Raw genomic sequence first — 15,965 nt, 5'->3', positions numbered from 1 at the left:
TATGAATGTTTTTAAAGTTGAAAATTTAGAAATTGGGTATAAAAACAAATCTTTATTTAATAATTTAAATTTTGAGTTAAAAACCGGCGTGCTTACTAGTTTGCTAGGTAGTAATGGTATAGGTAAATCAACGCTGCTTAAAACAATATCGGGATTACTTGCTAAAAAAAACGGAGCAATTAGTATTGATGGCAAACAATTAAACCAATTTACTAATGCCGATTTTGCGAAAATGGTGAGTGTGGTGCTTACTAATGAAAACGTAAATAAAGATTTAACCGTTTTTGAATTGGTAAAATTGGGTAGACAACCTTACACCAATTGGCTGGATCAATTAACAACTGATGATTTATTATTTATTGACCAAGTTTTAATTGATTGTGAAATTAAATCGCTACAAAACTTAAAATTAGCACAGTTAAGCGATGGGCAATTACAACGAAGCCTTATTGCAAGAGCTGTTGTACAAAATACCCCTTTTATATTTTTAGATGAACCATCAACACATTTAGATTTATATCACAAAATGCGCTTATTTAAACTTTTAAAAAGGCTTTGTGAAGAAAAAAACAAATGCATTTTATTTTCTACCCATGATTTAGATTTAGCTTTACAGTTAAGCGATGAAATTATGTTACTTAAAGATGAAAAATTTTACCATAACAGCACTCAAAATTTAATAAACGAGGGTGTTTTTGATCGTTTTTTTGATACCGATGCTATTGTTTTTGATAAAGAAAGAAAACAATTTATTGTTCAATAAAATATAATTGGTGTTTTTGGTTGGTTGAAATATTGGCTATTGTCCAGTTAATTTTTTGTTTAAACGGATGTTTTCGCAATTCGCAATTAGTTTTAGTACAAATGCTGCATGAATTTTCTATACAAGCATCTAAATGAACAAAAAGTTCTATTCTATTTCCAAAATGATTAATTACGGTAGCTTCTAAGGCGTCAACTTCGCTATGACCTTCTTCAATATTAAAATACCAAGGAACCGTTAAATGGCAATCAAAATGAAGTGTGCTTCCGTATTTAATGATGCGTAAATTATGTAAATCAATCCAATTTACTCTTCTGTTTTCATTTAAAAAACCAACAACCTCGTTTAAAAGCAGTTCGTCGGTTTCGTCCATAATTCCCGAAATAGATTCACGTAAAATTTTATATCCGGTATAAATTATAAAAGCTGCAAAAAGCAAAGCTGTAACACTATCAATCCAAGCAATTTTAGTAAAATACAAAACAATTAAACCAATTACAATACCTATTGTAGAAAAGGTATCGGTTTGTAAATGTTTACCACTAGCAATTAATGCCAATGAATTGTTTTTTTTGCCTTTTTTAATTGCGTAATAACCTAATAAATAATTAATTACAGCAGTAATTGCAATTAAAATTAAACCGAAATCTAATTGTTGAATAGCTTTTGGCGATTTTAACTCTCCAATTGCTTCGTAAATAATAACAACCCCCGCAATACTTATCAAAGTACCTTCAATAGATGCCGAAATAAACTCGGCCTTACCATGACCGTACGGATGGTTTTGATCTTTAGGCAATGCAGACAAATACAAGCTATACAAGCCAATAAAACCTGCAATTACATTAATGGTACTTTCTAAAGCATCGGTTAAAATAGCAACCGAATTGGTTACATACCAAGCGTATATTTTTACAATAAAAAGCAAAACACCAATTAAAGTAATTATACGCTGAAATTTATAATTTTCGGTAGCAATTGATGCCATACTATTATTTTTTAACTAATTTACAACTTAATTTCTACAACTTCGCCAACTTTTAATCCTTCTAAATACCAATTGCCAATACGTACGCGAATTAAACGTAAAGTAGGGAAACCAACAGCTGCTGTCATTTTACGAACCTGACGAAATTTACCTTGCGTTAACGTAATGGTTAACCAACTAGTAGGTCCGTGTCTGTCGCTACGTATGCGGTAACCTTCACCAATAAAATTAGGCTTATCAATAAGTGCAGCAAAACATTCTTTGGTTATTAATCGTTCGCCTTTTACACCTATTTCAACACCTTTTTTAAGTTTATCTATAGCTTCGTTGGTAATAACACCATCAACTTGAACTATGTATTGCTTTTCATAATGTGCTCCGCGAATTTTCTCGCTTACTTTTCCATCGGTAGTCAGCATCAATAAACCTTCCGAATTTTCATCTAACCTACCAATTGCCATGGTACCTTCGGGAAAATCAAACAAGTTGCCTAATTTCTTTTTGTTTCGCTTTTTTTCATAAATAAATTGCGAAATATAACCAGCAGGTTTGTATAATAAAAAATGTTGGTGCATTTTAGTTGGAATATGATGAGGGAAAAATTTTACCAGGATTCATGATGTTTTTAGGGTCGAATATTTTTTTAATTTGATGCATTAAATTCAGTTCGATTTCACTGAAAACAATCGGCATAAATTCTTTTTGAACCAACCCAATACCGTGTTCACCAGAAATAGTTCCGTTTAACAATTTTGTAAGTTTAAATATTTCGTTTACCCCTTTTGGTACTTCCGTTTTCCATAAATCGTCATCCATATCTAACTTTACAATATTCACATGCAGGTTACCATCGCCAGCATGGCCGTAACAAATACTTTTAAAGCCGTATTTAGCACCAATTTCTTTAATACCTTTTAACAAAGCAGGCAATTCGTAACGTGGCACCACTGTATCCTCTTCTTTATAAACGGTGTTTTGCTTAACAGCTTCGGCAATATTTCTACGCAATTTCCAAAGTGTGTTTTTTTGGTCGGTAGTGTCTGCAAAAAGCACTTCATCTATTTCAAAATTTTCAACAACCGATAAAATCTTCTCGGCTTCATTCATTAAAACATCTGGATAATTTCCATCAACCTCAATTAATAAATGTGCTTCGTTTTCAGGTTTTAGATACACTTCGGGCACTTCAACAAACTTACTGGTCCAAACAATAGCATCTCGCTCCATAAATTCTAATGCACTTGGCACCACACCTGCTTTAAAAATAGCCGAAACGGCAGCAGCAGCCTGTTCCATTTTATAAAAAGGCACCCATAAAAGTACATTATGTTGTACTGCTGGTAACAATTTTAAAACTATTTTAGTAACAATTCCTAAAGTTCCTTCGCTACCAACCATTAACTGCGTTAAATTATATCCTGTTGCATTTTTTAAGGTATTAGCAGCAGTGGTAATAATATCGCCATTGGGTAAAACAACTTCTAAATTTAAAACATAATCTTTAGTAACACCGTATTTAACCGCACGAGCGCCACCTGCGTTTTCTGCAATATTTCCACCAATAAAACAGCTGCCTTTACTGCTAGGATCTACAGGATAAAACAAACCTTTTTGAGCAACTGCGTTTTGTAAAACTTCGGTAATAACACCAGGTTGTGTAATAACTTGTAAGTTTTCTTCATCAATTTTTTCAATTTGATTCATACGTTCTAACGAAAGTCCAATACCTTTATGAACAGCTAAAATACCACCACTTAAACCTGTTCGTGCACCAATTGGTATAACAGGAATTTCGTTTTCAAAAGCAATTTTCATAATTGCACTTACTTGGCTTGTTGATGCAGGTTTCACTACAACCGATGGTGGAAAAACCAAATCTTCGGTATGATCTTTTCCGTATTCATTCAACGTTTCATCATCGGTAAAAACAAAAGCTTCACCAACAATTTTAATTAATTCAGTTAATACAGTTGCAGTAATCATTATTCTATGTTTTTATAGTTGATTTTTTTCATGTTTGGTAAAAAATACGCAATAATACCGATTAAAGGTAAATAAGAACAAATGTAATACACATAATCTATAGAATACGCATCGGCTAAAACACCTAAAACGGCCGACCCTACACCGCCCATTCCAAAAGCAAAACCGTAAAACAAGCCCGAAACCATTCCTAATTTTTTAGGTAATAATTCTTGTGCATATACCAAAATAGCTGGAAAGGCCGATGAAATTATTAGTCCAATAATTACAATTAAAATTCCGGTTAATTGCAAGCCAACATACGGCAAGGCTAACGTAAATGGAGCAGCACCTAATACAGAAAACCAAATAACATATTTGCGTCCAAAACGGTCGCCAAAAATCCCTCCTAAAAGTGTTCCAACAGCAACTGCAATTAAAAAATAAAACAAATATACTTGAGCTTGTACTTCGTTTAATCCAAATTTATCCATTGTGTAAAACTGAAAATAACTGGTTATACTTGATACATAAAAATATTTTGAAAAAATTAAAACCAATAAAATTGTAATAGCCGAATTAATTCTAAACACAGACAAATCAGGAACTTGTATTATTTTTTTAGTAGTACGCGATGCAATTTTTAATTTAGCTTGATACCATTTTGCAATGTAAGCCAATACAATTTGAGCCAAAACAGCAAAACTTACAAACCATAAAATATACAATTGCCCGTTGGGTAATACAATCCAAGCAATAAGCAACGGAGCCAAAGCTGTACCTGTATTACCGCCAATTTGAAAAACCGATTGTGCAAAACTACGCTTACCGTTTGATGCCATAAAAGCCACACGCGATGATTCAGGATGGAAGATTGAAGAACCTATACCAACTAAAACCACCGAAAGTAAAATAATTGTATAATTAGGTGCATAAGCCAACATGGCAATACCCGACATAGTAAAAAACATACCAAAAATTTGTGAATATGGTTTAGGATTCTTGTCGGTATAAGCACCTACAATTGGTTGAAAAATAGAAGCTGCTAATTGATAACAAAGCGTTATCATACCTACTTGTGCAAAAGTTAAATGGTATTTAGCTTCTAATTTTGGATAAATTGCTGGTATTACCGCTTGCAACAAATCATTTAATAAATGGGCAACACTTATTGCTACCAATATGGCGTAAACCGGCTTTGTTGTTCCAGTTTTGGTTACTGTTGACATTTCTTTTTAATTGAATGTGCAAATTTATCCAATAGTAAACAATCATTTACTATTTAATCAATTTTTTATAAGTATTTTGTAAGTTTGTTAAAACGATTCATTATGCCCAACGAAAAGTTTCGCAACAAAAAAAGCTTACATGAAGTGGATGGAATTTCACAACCTAATCATGTGAATCAAAATTCCATAAAAAACATTCAAAATTTCAGAAAAAAAGCACTCAATATCAATTTGTTAATTGAAAATTTGTTGCAAGGCGATATACCTTCGTTAAGTAAGGCTATTACCTTAATTGAAAGTACCAATATCCAACATCAACAACAAGCAAATACCATTATTCAAGCATGTTTGCCTTATGCAAATAAATCAATCCGTATTGGTATAACCGGCATTCCGGGTGTGGGAAAAAGTACTTTTATAGAAACATTTGGAACCTTTTTAACAAAAAAAGGTAAAAAAGTAGCCGTTTTAGCTGTAGACCCAAGTAGTAGTATAAGTAAAGGAAGTATTTTGGGCGATAAAACCCGAATGGAAGATTTGGTTAAAAACAAAAATGCATTTATACGTCCTTCGGCTTCAGGTGAAAGCTTAGGAGGTGTATCTAGAAAAACCCGCGAAAGTATTATTTTATGTGAAGCAGCTGGGTTTGATACTATTTTAATTGAAACCGTTGGTGTGGGGCAAAGTGAAACTGCCGTTCACAGCATGACCGATTTCTTTTTACTATTGAATTTAGCAGGTGCTGGCGATGAATTACAAGGTATTAAACGCGGTATTATGGAAATGGCAGATGGTGTTGTTATTAATAAAGCAGATGGCGATAATTTAAAACGTGCCCAAACTGCAAAGTTAGATATTAACCGTGCCTTGCATTTGTTTCCTTTAAAAGAATCGAAATGGCAACCAAAAGTATTGTTAGCAAGCGCTTTTTATAACGAAGGTATTGAAGATATTTGGCAATTAATTGAGAATTATTTTAGTTTAGTTAAAGAAAATAACTTTTTTGAAACCAACCGAAACAACCAAAACATCTATTGGTTAAAAGAAACTATTAACGAACAGTTGCTATTAAATTTTTACGAAAACACACAAATTGTAAATCAATTACATACATTTCAAAAAAAGGTACAAAACAATGAAATATCGCCTTTTACAGCTGCAAATGAATTATTAAATTTGTATAACACAATAAACAAAAGCACTTAATTGAATTAAGTGCTTTGTGTTTTTATTTATTTCCTTTTGCGTAATCTGCTAAAAATTGTTCTAACCCTAAATCGGTTAACGGATGTTTTAATAATCCTAAAATAGAACTTAAAGGACCCGTCATTACATCGGCACCAATTTTTGCACAATTAACTATATGCATTGTATTACGAACCGACGCTGCTAAAATTTGCGTTTCAAAAGCGTAGTTATCATAAATCAATCTAATTTCATCAATTAAATTTAAACCATCGGTAGAAACATCGTCTAATCTACCAATAAACGGTGATACGTAAGTGGCACCCGCTTTAGCTGCTAACAAAGCTTGCCCTGCCGAAAAAACTAAGGTTACATTTGTTTTAATACCTTTATCAGAAAAATATTTACACGCTTTAATACCGTCTTTAGTCATTGGTAATTTAACAACAATTTGTTCGTTTAATTCCGCCAACTCCTCGCCTTCTTTAATCATTCCTTCAAAATCGGTAGCAATTACTTCTGCACTTACATCTCCATCTACAATTTCACAAATATCTACATAATGTTTTAAAATATTGTTTTTACCGGTAATACCTTCTTTCGCCATTAACGACGGGTTTGTGGTAACACCATCTAAAACACCCAAGGCTTGCGCTTCTTTTATTTGATCAAGGTTTGCTGTGTCTATAAAAAATTTCATTGTATTGTTGTTTTAAATTTATTTTAATTTGTAATGATTCATTAGTATTTTTTCATAAGTAGTATCGGGCAAAATCATTTTAAGAAAGATAGAAAATTTTTGCATAAAAGCCCCTACTTTATAATGAATTTTAGGTTCTTTTGTTTGAATAATAGCTTGTATAGCTTTCGCCATTTCAATAGGATCTCCCCCATCGTTTACATGCTCGTTAATAGTTGCTAACTGACTGCTGTAAACTTCTTTATACGGCGAATTTTCCAAAACCGGCGCATGAAATCTTCTAGCAGCTATATCGGTTGCAAAATCTCCAGGTGCTACATTCGTTACATTAATATTAAAAGGTTTTACTTCCATACGTATGGCCTCGGTTATCAATTCTAAAGCACCTTTACTTGCCGAATAAATGCCACGATAAGGCAATCCCATGTATCCAGCAATTGATGTTACGTTTATTATTAACCCCGATTTTTGTTTACGCATGTGCGGCAATACAGCTTTTATAACCTCTATTGGTCCAAAAACATTTGTGTGAAAATTATTTTGAATTTCTTCTAAAGGAATTTCCTCAATGGGTCCAGTAATACCAACACCTGCATTGTTAATTAGCACATCTATTTTTCCTTCGTTTGCAATAATATCGGTAATTGCTTTTTGTATCGATTCATTGTTTCTAACATCAAGAGCTACTAACGGAAAAGCATTTTCGGTTACATTTTCAGGGTTTCTACTGCTTCCATATACTTTAAAACCTTGCTTTTGTAAATAAATACCTACTGTTTTGCCAATGCCCGATGATCCACCGGTAATCAATACTACTTTTGCCATTTTTAATATTTTCAACAAATATACAATAGCTATTTGTAAATTTAGTATTTTTAGTGTTCATAAACTTATTAAACCAACATGAACTATAAATTGTTTATACACGCAGTTGTAACAGTTGCATTTTTAAATTCGGGTATGCTTTTGGCGCAAAAACCAAAAGACCACGTAAAGGAAATGATGGAACATTTATCTAAAGATGAGTTAATTAAACACCTTACTATTATTGCAAGCGATGAAATGGAAGGTAGAAAAACAGGAGAACCCGGACAAAAAAAAGCTGCAAACTACATAAAAAATTTCTATAAAAAATTAGGAATTGATGCCCTGCCTGGTACCAACGATTATTACCAAAAAGTACCTTCGGAAGCAATGAAACGCATGTTTAGTCCTAAGTTAAACGATAGTGAAAACGTTGTTGCTTACATTAAAGGAAGTGAAAAACCCGATGAATATGTAGTTATTTCTGCACATTACGACCACGTGGGTATTACAAACAACGAAATTTACAACGGTGCCGACGATAATGGTACAGGTACAACGGCTTTGTTAGAAATGGCACGAATGTTTAAAATTGCTCAAAAAAATGGATTTGGCCCAAAACGCTCCATTGTTTTTTTGCACTGCACTGGTGAAGAATACGGTTTGCATGGTTCGCGCTATTTTGTGAATTCTAAAGTTATTCCGTTAGAAAACATTGTTGCAGATTTAAATGTTGATATGATTGGACGAAGAGATTTTACGTACAACAACAATAAAACACCTTATATTTATTTAGTTGGAAGCGATAAAATTAGCAACGAATTACACCAAATTTCAGAAAATGCTAACAAAAAATATACGCATTTAAAACTAGATTATACTTTTAACGATGATAAACATCCGGAAATGATTTATTACAGATCCGACCATTACAATTTTGCACAATACAACATTCCTGTAATTTTTTATTACAGCGGAGAACATGCAGATTATCACAAACCTACCGATACGGTTGATAAAATTAATTTTAACGACATGCTTAAACGTGTGCAACTTATTTTTGTAACAGCTTGGGAAATAACAAATAAACCAGACCGACTTAAACTAAATAATCAATGAAAAAAATAGCCTTTTTATTTGTTTGCATGTTGATGTTTACAAATGTACACGCACAAGATAATACCGAAACCATTAAAGAAATTCAAAGTTACATTCAAGATACTTCTCAAAATCAATGGTTCGACCCTATTAATAAAAACGGAAATTTAGAAAACGGAACCAGTTATGATTTATCTTATTACGTTTTACCAACCAACGAAGTATTTTCTATTATTTACACTGTATTTGAAAAGCATACCATACAAAAAGTATTTTATTACAAAAACAATGAACTTATTGCATGTATAGCCGAAGAAACCGATGCAAACAATGCAAACAAATTGCTGCGTTATGCCGATTATTTTTATAAAAACGGTATACTTTTAAACACTTTAGAAGAAAAAAAAGAAATGCCTTCAGACCAATTTTATAACGAAGGAATGCAGAAATTAAAAACGCATCAAAACAACTAAAATAAAACTAAAAATAACTTGCATTTATCATAAAATTTAAATATTTTGCAAATGCTATAACTAAAAACCTAAAAAAATATGTCTCAAATAGGTAGATTATTCGATATTCCTTATTATCAGCAACAAAACTATCCGCTAGATAAAGCATTTTCAACTAAATACAATGGTGTTTGGAAATCAACCAGCACTGCCGAATATATAGAACAAGCAAATTACGTTTCAAAAGCATTGTTGGCTATGGGCGTAAAAAAGGGCGATAAAATTGCACTTATTACATCAACCAATCGCACCGAATGGAACATAATGGATATTGGTATTTTACAAACCGGCGCTGTTACAGTGCCCATTTATCCTACCATTTCAGAACACGATTACGAGTATATTATTAAGCATTCTGAAAGTATCTATGTATTTGTATCTGATAAAGTTATTTTAGAAAAATTAGATCGCGTTAAATTCAATATTCCAAAATTACGCGGTATTTATTCGTTCGATGATATTCCAGGTTGTGCCAATTGGCAACAAGTGGTAACCGCTGGTAAAGAAGCTTTAAATACTAATGAATTAGAAATTGCAAAAGCAAACGTATCGCCAAACGACTTAGCTTCAATCATTTATACATCGGGTACTACAGGCACACCAAAAGGAGTTATTCTTACACATAACAATATCATTAGCAATGTTTTAGGCTCAGAACCTCGTGTTCCGTTTGCAAAGGGAAGTTATACCGCATTGAGTTTTTTACCATGTTGCCATATTTTTGAACGAATGATTTTATACTTATTCCAATACATGGGTGTATCGGTTTATTTTGCGGAATCAATTGAAAAAATTTCAGACAATCTACAAGAAGTAAAACCGCAAGTAATGACGGTTGTTCCGCGTGTTTTAGAAAAAGTATTCGATAAAATTTATGCAAAAGGATCTGAACTTACAGGTATTAAAAAAGTACTTTTCTTTTGGGCATTGCGTTTAGCCGAGGATTTTAAACCATACCAAGCCAACGGTGGTTTTTATGAATTTAAACTAAAAATTGCTCGTAAATTAATATTCTCTAAATGGCAAGCTGCCTTGGGTGGCAATTTAGAATTATTGGTGTCGGGTTCTGCCCCACTTTCGCCGCGTTTGGCTCGCATTTTTGGCGGAGCTGCCATTCCTGTAATGGAAGGTTATGGTTTAACCGAAACTTCGCCCGTAATTTCGGTAAACGACCAACGCAACAGCGGCTGGAAAATTGGCTCTGTTGGTAGGGTTTTAAATAATGTAACCGTAAAATTTGCTGCCGATGGCGAAATTCTTTGTCAAGGTCCTTCTATTACAAGCGGTTACTACAAAGACGAAGAAAAAACTAACGAAGCCTTTATTGATGGTTGGTTTCACACAGGTGATATTGGTATGATTGATAGCGATGGCTTTTTATTTATTACCGATCGTAAAAAAGAAATGTTTAAAACCAGCGGCGGTAAATACGTTGCCCCACAAATGATTGAAAATGCCATGAAACAATCGCGCTTTATAGAGCAGATTATGGTGGTGGGCGAAGGCCAAAAAATGCCAGCTGCGTTAATACAGCCTAATTTTGATTTTATTAAAGAATGGGCAAACCGCAACAAAGTAAACCTTGGTTTTACCTTAGACGAAGTTGTGAAAAACGAATTGGTTATAGAACGTATTCAAAAAGAAATTGACACCATTAACCCGCAATTTGGTAAATGGGAACAAATTAAAAAGTTTGCACTTACACCAAATGTTTGGAGTATTGATACCGGTGAATTAACCCCAACACTTAAACTAAAACGCAAAGTTATTTTAGAAAAGCATAAAAGCTTATACGATAAAATATATAATTAATATGTTAAAATTTAAAATATATTTTGTTAATTTAAAAAAAAAAAAAAAAATACATTAGCATAATTAACATTAAATAATATATTTATTATGAAAAAAATTTTAGCAACGTTATTCTTATTAGGAATAGCTACAACAGGTTCAGCGCAAACTTACACTGTATCTGGTAGTGCCGAATTAATTTTAAGTGATGATTTTAATACACTTGTAAAGTGTGATGGAGACTCTGGAACTTGTGTAAAGGTAACCGTTATATTTGATGGATGGATTTCACGAATCGAAGTACCAGATTGTAATATAGATAAAATAGTAATACGTCCTTCTGTAAATGGAACACCTATAGAAAATCTTAATGGTATTACACCAGGTAATGGTGATACATTTACAATAGAATACGAACCTTACGAATAAATTAAATCAATAACTAAACATATTAACATTAAAAGCTGTTTTAAAAAACAGCTTTTAATGTTAATTATATAAATATTTATACTCTTCTAAATTTATGAAAAATATTCTAATTTTATTGACATTGTTAGTTACTCATTTAACTTTAGCTAATGATAGAAATATAATAGTTGCATTAAATCTTAATGATTGTGCTAATTGTACTATTTCCCTATATAATCTATATCAAAAATTAGATAAACCTAAAATAACTTTTATTTTCAAAAGTAATTTAGAAATTGATTCATTGTTGGTTAATAAAAGAACTGGATTACTTAACTATAAAGAATGTGAAGTAATATATTCTGACAATTTATTTAATAAATATATCAATGGTCTAAATTCAACAATAAATATAGTAGAAAATGAAAAAATTCTATTTTCTACGCCTTTACTAGGTATGGACATAAATTTATTCATGAATAATTACTTAAATAACATTCAACTTAATTGTTTTGATGAATTAAAAAGAGGAAGTCCTAGGATACAATTTGATAATTCATTGCTAATATTCAACAGTGAATTATTTAGATGGTCTTACTATGACAAAGTAACAAACTTTGATATAATACCTAATAATCAATGGGTAAAACTTGCCTACCAAATATACTATAAGAATTCGTATGAAAAATATTTTCACGAATATGAAAATGCCGTTAAAATTCTTCCATCAATAAATCCTACAATCTATAATATTTCAAAGTTTAATTCAAGTGAATTACTCTTAATTGTGGATATTAACCTTCCTTTAATTGACGAATTAAAAAATATAAATTTTATTAAGAAACAATTTACGATAATTTACGATATAAATAATCAAAAAATATCAGACATCAAATTTATAAACACAGAACATTTATTATTAAAAGATAAATATAAGGTAGTAAATAGTTCTTTTATTTTTCCTATTAACGATAATTTTATTATACCACTTAATACTAAAAATGGAAATCCAAATACTGAAAGTAAATATTTGTCAGTTTTTGAAATAAATAAAAATAATCAAAATGAAATTATTCTAAAACATTTAATGGATCAATCAATACCAAAAAACTATATCAAATATAAACTTTTTAATAATTTACATTCATACTGTTTTCATAAATCCTTAATTTTACTAAAATACAGTGAACATATTTATGATTTTAACAAAAATAAAACATACAAAATACCATTCGAACAAGAAACCTTTGATAAACTTGAAAATATAGTCTCTAATTTAGGAAATGGAAAAATGGATTTAGCATATTACATTTTTGATATTTTTGATAAGAATGAAACTATTTTACTTTTATATAAAGACTCTTCAAAAAATCTTAAATTAATGGAAATTGATAAAAAAAGTGAAAAAGCATTATTTGACAAACAACTCATATCGGGATCTAATTTAGAATCTTATACTAATAAATCTAGTTTCATTTTAAATGAAATGGGACAGGTTTGTTATTTAAACAATGAAAATTGTATAACAACTTTATAATAAAAAAGTTTAAAAACTAACAAATCCTTAATTTTTAGTTAACACCTATAAATTTATCAAAAATAGTATGCGTGCATACTATTTTTTTTATTATATTTGGTTTTAGGTTTAAGCACTTAAAAATGAAAAACACTACAATAGATTCAGTAATAAAAGCAACTTGGCAAGCCATTGCCCGTATGTATAACGAAGAAGCATCAAAATACGGTGCAACCATGGCGCTGGGTTACGCATTGCTTAACATAGATAAAGAAGGAACACCATCAACCGCATTAGCACCGCGTTTAGGTATGGAACCTACCAGTTTAACCCGAACGCTAAAAACAATGGAAGATAAAGGGTTAATTACTAAAAAGAAAAACCCAAAAGATGGGCGTGGTGTAAATATTTACTTAACTCCATTAGGTGTAGAAAAAAGAGGTTTATCAAAACAAACGGTTCTAAATTTTAATAATAAACTTTTAGAAACCTTTTCGCAACAACAAATTGATACCTTTATTGAAATGTCTGAGAAAATTCAGCTCATCATTAACGAAAAAAAGAAATTTTAAAATACCAAACTACCTATAAATATGAACAGATTAATAAAAAAAGTGGCTGTAATTGGGTCGGGAATCATGGGTTCTGGCATAGCTTGTCATTTTGCTAACATAGGCGTTAACGTACTATTGCTAGACATTGCCCCGAACCAATTGACCGATGCCGAAGAAAAAAAAGGGCTTACACTTACCCATAAAGCTGTTAAAAACCGTATTGTTAACGATAATTTGGCTACAGCTTTAAAACAAAGCCCCTCGCCTATTTACGATCAAAAATTTGCACAACGCATTACAACGGGCAATACAACCGATGATCTTTCTAAAATTAAAGATGTTGATTGGATTATTGAGGTAGTTGTAGAACGTTTAGATATTAAAAAATTAGTGTACGAACAAATTGAAAAACACCGTACGCCTGGCACTTTAATTACATCAAATACTTCTGGAATTCCAATTCATTTCATGAGCGAAGGTCGTAGTCAAGATTTTCAAGAACATTTCTGTGGCACGCACTTTTTTAATCCGGTTCGATACTTAAAACTTTTCGAAATTATTCCTGGACCAAAAACCAAGCCCGAAGTTTTATCGTTTTTAAACAATTACGGTGAAAAATTCTTAGGAAAAACATCAGTAGTAGCTAAAGATACTCCAGCTTTTATAGGCAACCGTATTGGTATTTATGGTATTATGAGTTTGTTTCATTTAGTAAAAGAAATGGATTTAACTATTGAAGAAGTTGATAAACTAACAGGTCCAGTTATTGGTAGACCAAAATCGGCAACTTTCCGTACGGTTGATGTTGTTGGTTTAGATACTTTAGTACACGTTGCCAATGGTTTGTATGATAATTGCCCTAACGATGAAGCACATGAGTTGTTTAAACTGCCAAATTTCATTAGCCATATGATGGAAAATAAATGGTTGGGCAGCAAAACAAAACAAGGTTTCTATAAAAAAGTAGATAAAGATATTTTATCACTTGATTTGAATACCCTTGAATATCGCCCAAACAAAAAAGCAGCTTTCCAAACATTAGAACTTACCAAAACTATCGACAATGTTATTGATCGTTTTAAAGTATTGGTAAAAGGTAAAGATAAAGCGGGCGATTTTTACCGCAAATCGTTTGCAGGTTTGTTTGCGTATGTTTCTAATCGCGTACCTGAAATTACCAATGATTTATATAAGATAGACGATGCCATGAAAGCTGGATTTGGTTGGGAACACGGTCCTTTCCAAATTTGGGATGCCATTGGTGTAGAAAAAGGTATTGAATTAATTAAAGAAAACGGCGAAACAGTAGCTACTTGGGTTACTGATATGTTGGCATCAGGCAATAAATCGTTCTATTCTGTAAAAGAAGGCGCTACTTATTATTACGATATCAATTCAAAATCGCAACAAAAAATACCAGGTCAAGATGCTTTTATCATTTTAAACAACATTCGCGAAACCAAAAAAGTTTGGGGCAATGCAGATACTACTTTGTTTGATTTAGGCGATGGTATTTTAAACCTAGAATTTCATTCTAAAATGAATACCATTGGCGGCGGAGTAATCAGCGGAATTAATAAGGCGATAGATATAGCCGAAAAGGAATACGGTGGTTTGGTAATTGGCAATCAAGGTGCAAACTTTTCAGTTGGTGCTAATATCGGAATGATTTTTATGATGGCGGTTGAACAAGAATATGACGAGTTAAACTTTGCTATTAAATCGTTTCAAGATACCATGATGCGCGTGCGTTATTCAGGTATTCCAGTGATAGCTGCTCCGCATGGTATGACATTAGGTGGTGGTTGTGAATTAACCATGCACGCCGATAAAGCTATTGCTGCTGCTGAAACGTATATTGGTTTAGTAGAATTTGGTGTAGGTGTTATTCCTGGTGGTGGTGGTACTAAAGAAATGACCATGCGTGCTGCCGATTTATTTAAAAAGAACGATGTAAAACTAAATATTTTACAAGAACATTTTTTAACAATTGGTACTGCAAAAGTGGCTACATCGGCCTATGAAGGTTTTAACAACGGGGTGCTTTTACCTACTAAAGATATAGTAGTTGTAAATAAAGACCGACAAATTGCTGAAGCTAAAAAACATGCCTTATTAATGGCCGAAGCTGGTTATACACAACCTATACCACGCAAAGATGTTTTAGTTTTAAGTAAACAAGCACTTGGTGCTTTCTTGGTTGGAACCGATGGTATGATGGCTGGAAAATACATTTCTGAACACGATAAAAAAATTGCTAATAAACTTGGATATGTAATGGCTGGTGGTGACTTATCGGAACCTACATTAGTATCTGAACAGTATTTGTTAGATTTAGAACGCGAAGCTTTTTTAAGTTTATGTACCGAACGTAAAACGTTAGAACGAATTCAGTTTATGCTAACTAAGGGGAAACCATTAAGAAATTAGAAATTTAACTGTATAATGTATTGTT

General features: G+C 32.0%; 15 protein-coding genes. 9 read left to right on the top strand and 6 right to left on the bottom strand.

What is annotated here, in order from left to right; genetic code table 11:
- The first annotated feature begins 1 nt into the window (after window position 1).
- Window positions 2-763, top strand: coding sequence for an ABC transporter ATP-binding protein (locus P3875_RS06400; RefSeq protein ID WP_303443119.1), 762 nt, complete (start codon window positions 2-4; stop codon window positions 761-763).
- On the opposite strand, the gene P3875_RS06395 is transcribed toward P3875_RS06400, so the two are convergent.
- The 4 genes from P3875_RS06395 to P3875_RS06380 are packed head-to-tail and all read right to left on the bottom strand — an operon-like array spanning window position 750 to window position 4,942.
- Window positions 750-1,751, bottom strand: coding sequence for a cation diffusion facilitator family transporter (locus P3875_RS06395; protein ID WP_303443118.1), 1,002 nt, complete (start codon window positions 1,749-1,751; stop codon window positions 750-752). The genes P3875_RS06400 and P3875_RS06395 overlap by 14 nt on opposite strands.
- Window positions 1,752-1,771: 20 nt before the next feature.
- The gene (locus P3875_RS06390) at window positions 1,772-2,326 is read right to left on the bottom strand and encodes a pseudouridine synthase (protein ID WP_303443116.1); all 555 of its coding nucleotides are present in this window, start codon (window positions 2,324-2,326) and stop codon (window positions 1,772-1,774) included.
- Window position 2,327: 1 nt separating this feature from the next.
- On the bottom strand, window positions 2,328-3,734 hold the full coding sequence (locus P3875_RS06385) for an FAD-binding oxidoreductase (protein ID WP_303443115.1): 1,407 nt from the start codon (window positions 3,732-3,734) through the stop codon (window positions 2,328-2,330).
- Window positions 3,734-4,942, bottom strand: coding sequence for an MFS transporter (locus tag P3875_RS06380; protein ID WP_303443114.1), 1,209 nt, complete (start codon window positions 4,940-4,942; stop codon window positions 3,734-3,736). Before P3875_RS06380 ends, P3875_RS06385 begins: the two co-directional genes overlap by 1 nt.
- Before the next feature lie 102 nt (window positions 4,943-5,044).
- Here P3875_RS06380 and meaB point away from each other — a divergent pair, with 102 nt between their 5' ends.
- Window positions 5,045-6,148, top strand: a complete 1,104-nt coding sequence (meaB, locus tag P3875_RS06375) for a methylmalonyl Co-A mutase-associated GTPase MeaB (RefSeq protein WP_303443113.1) — start codon at window positions 5,045-5,047, stop codon at window positions 6,146-6,148.
- Window positions 6,149-6,170: 22 nt separating this feature from the next.
- Here the strand turns inward: meaB and fsa are convergent, their stop codons facing one another.
- Both fsa and P3875_RS06365 read right to left on the bottom strand, forming a co-directional pair.
- The gene (gene fsa, locus P3875_RS06370; protein WP_303443112.1) at window positions 6,171-6,827 is read right to left on the bottom strand and encodes a fructose-6-phosphate aldolase; all 657 of its coding nucleotides are present in this window, start codon (window positions 6,825-6,827) and stop codon (window positions 6,171-6,173) included.
- An 18-nt stretch (window positions 6,828-6,845) separates the two neighbouring features.
- A complete protein-coding gene (locus P3875_RS06365) occupies window positions 6,846-7,652 on the bottom strand; it encodes an SDR family oxidoreductase (protein ID WP_303443111.1) in 807 nt (268 codons plus the stop codon).
- A gap of 78 nt (window positions 7,653-7,730) precedes the next feature.
- Here P3875_RS06365 and P3875_RS06360 point away from each other — a divergent pair, with 78 nt between their 5' ends.
- The 7 genes from P3875_RS06360 to P3875_RS06330 all read left to right on the top strand — a co-directional run bounded on the left by P3875_RS06360 (window position 7,731) and on the right by P3875_RS06330 (window position 15,940).
- A complete protein-coding gene (locus P3875_RS06360; RefSeq protein WP_303443110.1) occupies window positions 7,731-8,750 on the top strand; it encodes a M28 family metallopeptidase in 1,020 nt (339 codons plus the stop codon).
- Window positions 8,747-9,202, top strand: coding sequence for a hypothetical protein (locus P3875_RS06355; protein WP_303443109.1), 456 nt, complete (start codon window positions 8,747-8,749; stop codon window positions 9,200-9,202). The genes P3875_RS06360 and P3875_RS06355 overlap by 4 nt, the downstream gene beginning before the upstream one ends.
- A gap of 78 nt (window positions 9,203-9,280) precedes the next feature.
- Window positions 9,281-11,053: an AMP-dependent synthetase/ligase gene (locus P3875_RS06350; RefSeq protein ID WP_303443108.1), complete on the top strand. Its 1,773-nt coding sequence runs from the start codon at window positions 9,281-9,283 to the stop codon at window positions 11,051-11,053.
- An 87-nt stretch (window positions 11,054-11,140) separates the two neighbouring features.
- Entirely contained in the window at window positions 11,141-11,461 is a 321-nt protein-coding gene (locus P3875_RS06345; RefSeq protein WP_303443107.1) for a hypothetical protein, read from the top strand.
- A gap of 94 nt (window positions 11,462-11,555) precedes the next feature.
- Window positions 11,556-12,977: a hypothetical protein gene (locus tag P3875_RS06340; RefSeq protein ID WP_303443106.1), complete on the top strand. Its 1,422-nt coding sequence runs from the start codon at window positions 11,556-11,558 to the stop codon at window positions 12,975-12,977.
- Window positions 12,978-13,099: 122 nt separating this feature from the next.
- Complete coding sequence (locus P3875_RS06335) at window positions 13,100-13,528, top strand: MarR family winged helix-turn-helix transcriptional regulator (protein WP_303443105.1); 429 nt, start codon at window positions 13,100-13,102, stop codon at window positions 13,526-13,528.
- Between the two features lie 21 nt (window positions 13,529-13,549).
- Entirely contained in the window at window positions 13,550-15,940 is a 2,391-nt protein-coding gene (locus P3875_RS06330) for a 3-hydroxyacyl-CoA dehydrogenase/enoyl-CoA hydratase family protein (protein ID WP_303443104.1), read from the top strand.
- The last annotated feature ends 25 nt before the right edge of the window (window positions 15,941-15,965 follow it).

The sequence above is a fragment of the Myroides sp. JBRI-B21084 genome, assembly GCF_030545015.1.
Taxonomy (GTDB): Bacteria; Bacteroidota; Bacteroidia; order Flavobacteriales; family Flavobacteriaceae; genus Flavobacterium.
The sequence above is the reverse complement of the archived record's forward strand: the minus strand, read 5'-3'. Positions and strand labels throughout refer to the sequence as shown.